Source organism: Dysgonomonas sp. UBA7630 (assembly GCF_002483985.1).
Classification (GTDB): domain Bacteria; phylum Bacteroidota; class Bacteroidia; order Bacteroidales; family Dysgonomonadaceae; genus Dysgonomonas.
The window spans coordinates 52,589-58,811 of the sequence record NZ_DLIY01000018.1 but is presented as its reverse complement, the minus strand read 5'-3'; the positions used below and the strand labels follow the sequence as shown (position 1 = coordinate 58,811).

General features: G+C 35.7%; 6 protein-coding genes. All 6 read right to left on the bottom strand.

The features are described from left to right. Positions 1 to 292: 292 nt before the first annotated feature. Positions 293 to 847 (bottom strand): NAD(P)H-dependent oxidoreductase, encoded by a 555-nt coding sequence (locus B3P17_RS07420; RefSeq protein ID WP_252637846.1) that lies wholly within the window; start codon positions 845 to 847, stop codon positions 293 to 295. 25 nt (positions 848 to 872) lie between these two features. Next, a complete protein-coding gene (locus tag B3P17_RS07415; RefSeq protein WP_252637847.1) occupies positions 873 to 1,658 on the bottom strand; it encodes a radical SAM protein in 786 nt (261 codons plus the stop codon). Between the two features lie 469 nt (positions 1,659 to 2,127). Then, the gene (locus B3P17_RS07410) at positions 2,128 to 2,571 is read right to left on the bottom strand and encodes a YqaA family protein (protein ID WP_252637848.1); all 444 of its coding nucleotides are present in this window, start codon (positions 2,569 to 2,571) and stop codon (positions 2,128 to 2,130) included. Then, positions 2,564 to 2,779, bottom strand: coding sequence for a hypothetical protein (locus B3P17_RS07405; protein ID WP_135105345.1), 216 nt, complete (start codon positions 2,777 to 2,779; stop codon positions 2,564 to 2,566). Before B3P17_RS07405 ends, B3P17_RS07410 begins: the two co-directional genes overlap by 8 nt. A gap of 8 nt (positions 2,780 to 2,787) precedes the next feature. Beyond that, the gene (locus B3P17_RS07400; RefSeq protein ID WP_252637849.1) at positions 2,788 to 4,473 is read right to left on the bottom strand and encodes a hypothetical protein; all 1,686 of its coding nucleotides are present in this window, start codon (positions 4,471 to 4,473) and stop codon (positions 2,788 to 2,790) included. Beyond that, complete coding sequence (locus B3P17_RS07395; protein WP_252637850.1) at positions 4,460 to 6,133, bottom strand: hypothetical protein; 1,674 nt, start codon at positions 6,131 to 6,133, stop codon at positions 4,460 to 4,462. The genes B3P17_RS07400 and B3P17_RS07395 overlap by 14 nt, the downstream gene beginning before the upstream one ends. Positions 6,134 to 6,223 lie beyond the last annotated feature (90 nt).

Here is a 6,223-nt window from a genome sequence, read left to right as displayed (position 1 = left end):
ACTTAATTAAAAGTGTTAAACTATACTGTTTAAATACGCAACAAATGTATGCTGGTTTTTGAATTAACACAGGTTAAACCGCGTTAAAAAAAAAGCCACTTTGTGTAAGTATTACTAAAGAATATTTTCTTCGTTTAAAAGGTATACAAATGCACTGTTTACAAAATAAAAATAGATACTGTATCAATCAAAAAACCTAAAAAAAACTTAATTTANNACATATAATTAGATCAAAATGTCAGAATTCACTATCAAAAGTAAAAACAGCAGCCTATAAAAGTCCGACAAAGCATTACCTAATCGCCTGTCTTACACGATCAATAAAGGATTTTCGCATCTCGTCAGTTCCTTTTGATGTTCCTTCACAGCTCAACCAAACACTGTTACGGATACCAACCGGCTTGAGCATATCTCCAATAAGGCCATTTTCGATCGTATTTTTAAAGTTAGGGCTCGGATGCTCAGACGTAGTAATAATAAGGGATTGCTCTATGTCTAAAAGAGCATTGAAGCCTCCTTCGTAATTAAAAGCAAAATCTTTCAATAGCACTTTGTCAAAAAAACCTTTCAAAATAGCAGGCATAGTATTCCACCAATTGGGGAAAATAAATATCATTTTGTCAGATTTTTTTATCGCTTGCTGATATCTAAGAATTAATGGATCAAGTACTTTTCCTTTGTTATATACAGACAATTCATCTTCTGTAAACACCGGATTAAAGCTATCTTTATGAAGATCTAATACCTCATAAGCCACATTATTATTATCATACTCGTCAATAATTGCATCCAATATTGCTTTATTAAAACTACCATGCCAAGGATGAGCAAAAACGATTGTTACCATATCTTTTTATTTATATAATTCAAATTTATGCCGTAACCAAAACTTCAATACCAAGACCAAGCCCCTCCACACGGTCTCCTATCTTTCTTAAATCTTCCACAGGCACTTTTTCAAGGTTTTTTTCAGGGGTTTCTCTATCGATAGTATAAATCATTACCTCACGAGGCTTTGTGGCTCTAACAGCCTCTAACCAAGCCGAAACTTCATCTTCCGTCGTATTATCCACCACCCTACCCTTATGACTACCTCTTACAAACATTGTTTGTATAATAAAATTGCCTTCGAAGCGTTTAAAAAGCTCTATCTGCTTTTCTATACTATACTCAGGCGAATTAGGACGATCTATCAACCGCACTGTATCAATACATGCCGAGTCAAGCTTAAGTATGTTATTATCTACCTTCTTGAGTGCATTAAATACCTTCTCCTTTCCGGCATGCATAGCATTCGAAAGGACACTGATTTTAGTTTGAGGGTAATACTTGTCCCGAAGTTCGATTGTATCATCAATAATTTCAGCAAATTGAGGATGTATCGTTGGTTCTCCATTTCCGGCAAAAGTGATTACGTCCAATGCTATTCCATCTTTTTGGAGATGCACCAATTTGTCTTCCAGAGCAGCTTTAACATTCTCACGACTAGGCAATTTAGTCTTTGTCCTGAAATTTTCATTATACCCACATTCACAATAGATACAATCGAATGAGCACAACTTACCATCGTACGGAAGTAAATTCATACCCAAAGATGATCCCAAACGGCGGCTATGTATAGGACCAAACACTATTTCATGAAACAGTATAGTTGACATATTATTATATTTCTAAACTCTAATTTTTAATAATATACAAAGTTACTGCTTTATCACTTTCTGCAATATAAACACATCTATTTTCGGTTCTACAATCTCAGAGTTTTAACAGAAATAGAATATACAGCGAGAATAAAGACCTAAAAATTAACAAATTCCATTTTTTGTTCCACATGAAACGAAGCACAACAATATTTTACTTCAAAAGGTGACAAACAGAAACATACATAACAAACAGATTTAATAGATATTAAATATAAAAAGGTGACAAAAGTGACACTTATTTGGCTATTTTATTTTGTCACTTTACATTCTCCTTCATATAATTTATAATAATTGATCTCTCCTTCGTCAGCATGACAAGAAGATCGAGATAAATAGATAATTTTTTGAGAATAAAACAGAAGAGAAACTTTGTTTTACTTAGCGGGGCATTTTATTCAACATGAAAAAACAGGAATCTACAGAATTAGATAATCCAATTTACGCCATACATTATCAGTACATAGCGCACAAACTTACCGGCAAACATGGTTGCATTTACGATATAGACATTGGCACGCATAAAGCCTAAGGCAAGGGCTATAATATCACCTACAACGGGCAGAAAACTAAAAAATGCCATTGCTGCACCTTTCCCTTCCAACCATCGCTGCATTTTATCTATTTTATCTTTCTTTACTTTCAGGTATTTCTCTATCCATTCTACCTTTCCGAGATGTCCTAAATAGTAATTAGTCATTCCTCCTAACCAGTTTCCCACAGAGGCGATAAGAACGCACGACCAACCGTTAAGACCGGCTGCAATCAGACCAACAAAAACGACTTCGGAACCGAAAGGTAATATAGTAGCCGCAAGAAAGGATGCTAAAAGCAGACCTATGTAGCCATACTCTACAAATCCGTCAAGCATATTTCAACTTATAGAATATGTATATTCCAAAACCAACAGCAAATACACACAGTCCTATCCCGAGTTTTTTTACCCACGACTCAGTTTTGAGGCTTTCTTCGTCGTATTTTGCTTTACGCATCAAAGAGCGTGGGCTCGATATCATTATAATACCGAAAATAAACATAAAGACAGGATATAAGAGATCTAGATAAATAAAATTACGCATATTCGTTATTATTTAAGATGTTTGTCCTTTCTTCTTTGAAGAAAAATATATGAACACAGCACAAATATACTTAGAATAGTAATATAAAAACTTAGTTTTTGTACCAAAGTTCCTTTATAGTAAGCCTCTACCCTACCCGACCGATCGATAGGGATCTGTACAAGACCTTGGCTACTTTCTGTAACAGGAATACTTACTCCGTCGAGAGACACAGCATATCCTTTATAGTAAATGAGAGGTAATTCGATACTATCTTTTACATTGGTTTTTATATCAAACCGGGTAATATAATCAAATCGTTCAAAGTTATATACTTCTATTTCCTTTAGCTGAGACGTCACGCTATCTCCACGTTGTAGGATAAATGGATCAGGATACGGCATTCTTGAAGGATAATATTCCATTCCCGCCATTGTATAATGAGTGGTTTCGTTCAAATAATCTTTATCGGATAAACGAGCCTCTACCTTTATTTCTTTATACGTTGAAGCATCAATTACAATAACAACCGAAGTTAAAACGACCAATAATGAAAACGCCACAAGCTGAATATTCTTTTTTTTACACAGCAAGTATATGTAATAAGCTCCTGCCACAGAAAAGAAGAAAACAACAAACTCGTATAGCCTCCACGGGAACTGTATCAGACTCAGATAAGACAAAGGGAAGCGTGTCCAGGGTGTTAAAGTGGATGTGAGAACAATATAAAACAACCCGATAAGAACCCCTATATCGATACTTCTTATATATTTATTTTGTTCCTTATTTACTCTCACAAAAAAGCGCAAGCATAACGGAGCAAGGAGCAACAACCCTATCCCTGTAGATTTCTGACCGAGCGTAAAACCTTCAAGTGAACCTTTCAAGATCGTCAACCAATCGAGCCTGCTCTGAGCTGTAGTGTAAGGCGAGTATTTAAACTTCTGAAAGTAAAACGTATCGGATAAGAGTTGTTCAAAAAACGGAAACAAATAATAGCTCGTCAAAACGATTGTAACCACGCCTGCCAAAATCAAATAGTATATACGCTTGGGCTCTTTTATCATATCTCTATAATAAACAACAAGTATGATACTTACTGTAATAAACAACAGCAAAGAGGAAAGGACATGCGTAAAAATCATCAGAGAAAATCCAATGGTAATAACGTACCACTTCCGATAATCACCCTTAATGATATAAAAAAGTCCTAGAAAAACAATCGGCAGAAAAGTAAATGAAAAGGCTTCGCCCCATGCTCCTCTATAATATAAATCGAGCAAACGATATAAGCAAAAAGTATACAGTATCGAGCTCACAGATGCCACATACACACCCTTATAAACTCTAAGAACAAAAATGTACATAAAAGTTCCGCACATCATTGTCATAGAAAAATAAAGGAACCAATAGGCAAAATCCTTACTCGTCAAATTAGCTAATAGAGCGTATGGAATGAGAATAAAATCGGAATAAAATGTTTTTACAAGGTAGCCATAGCCATAAAGCCCCTGATAGTCTATATAGGAAGGAAATGTTCCATCTTTCAATCCTTGCATTAAGGCCTCGAAGCGAGCATTGTGAAAGTAATAGTCATCACCACCCAAAAACTGAGTTCCGTATGCAAAAGAACAGAAAACAGAAAGAAATAATAAAACAGAGAAGAAAATCCAAAAGTGATATTTCTTATCTGCTATAAGGCTATCCAGCTTCATTTTCTCTTCTTTTCTGTAAAAATATAAAAATACACAAGCTCAATATGCTCAAAACTGTTATACACAGGCTTATTCTCTGTATAATAGTTCCCCCATAATATACTTCTACCCTACCCGATTGATTACCCGATAATTGAACTAATCCATTATCACTTTCCGAAACAGGAATAGCCTTCCCATCAAAGCTGGCGGTATAACCTTTATAGTAAATCAAAGGCAATTCCAGAGCTTCACCATTGGTTGCATTCAGGTTAAAAGCCGTTACTCTTCCTAACCGTTTAAAGTCAGATATCTGCATCCCTCCATAATCTGACTTCACACTGTCCCCTCTCTGATAAAGATATTCTACAGAAGGTACTCTATCGGGAATATATTCCAGTCCTCCTAGATGATAATCATTCGAAATATCTGCACTCTGAGTAACAGGTCGCCCACAACGGTAGTTTTTGTATGATTGCGCATCGTTTACAAGCACCAAAGCTATTCCGGCGACAACCATTATCCCCCCAGCCAAAAATCGCTTATTCGTCTTTAAAATTCGCGACAAGTAATATCCCCCTGCCACTGCAAAAAAGAAACACGAAAACTCAAGCAAACGCCATGGCAGCTGAATAAAGTTCAACAAGCTGAAAGGAAATACCGACCATGGAAATATCGGCAGACAAGCGATAATATAGATAAAGCCTACAATAACGCCGATATCAAGACTCCTTAATTCTTTCGATTTTTCATATACAAACAACCGCAAAATGATACCAAATGTAAGCAAGAGACCTACACCGGGAATAAGAGCTTGCTCCGGGATAATAATCCCGACAAACATTCCCCAAATAATCCAATGCAGTCCGAGTGCAGAATCCTGAGCTTTAGACATCAATCCCCTGCTCTCATAATAAAACGTATTGGAAAGCATTTGCTCCATCATCGGGAAAATATAGTAAGCGGTTACAATCAAAGTTGCAACACCAGCCAAAACAAGATATTTTATACGTTTAGGCTCTCTTAGCAATGATTTATAGTAAATCCCTAAAAAGATAAGTATAGTCACAAACATCAGAACCGATGATATAAGGTGCGTAAATATCATCAGGCTAAAACCTATAGCCAAAACGTACCATTTCTTATAATCACCCCTGATAATATGATACAATCCCAAAAAGACAATAGGCACAAAAGTAAAAGACAAGGCCTCTCCTATTGCAGCCCTGTGATATATATCAAGCAACCTATAAGCAGCAAACGTGTACAACAGTCCTGCTATTGCAGCAGCGTACGAACTTTTATAAATGGTATTGACTGTTATGTAAGTGAATACACCACACAAAATAGTCATGGTAAATATCATAAACTGATATGCAAACGCAGCATCGGTAAGATTACCAATCAAAGCAAAAGGTATAAGTATAAAGTCGGGGTAGAAAGCCTTTGTAAGATAGCCATAACCATCGATGGCACTATAGTCGAGATAAATAAGCCACGGACTATCTTTCAGACCATCCATCAATGCCTGTAGCCTTCTGTAGTGAAAAAAGAAATCCTGCCCCGGACATAAGGGCTGATAAAAATACATCATCAACAAAGACAGAAAAACCAACAAAGCAAAAAATACCAAAAACTGATACCTTTTGCTTTGTATTATTTTGTCTAAAAGATTATTCATAAACCAAGTAAATTTGGGTAAAGATAATCAGAAAGATTTATTTCACTATTTTATATATCTAAATTGTCATTGTGAGTAAAAACGAAGAAC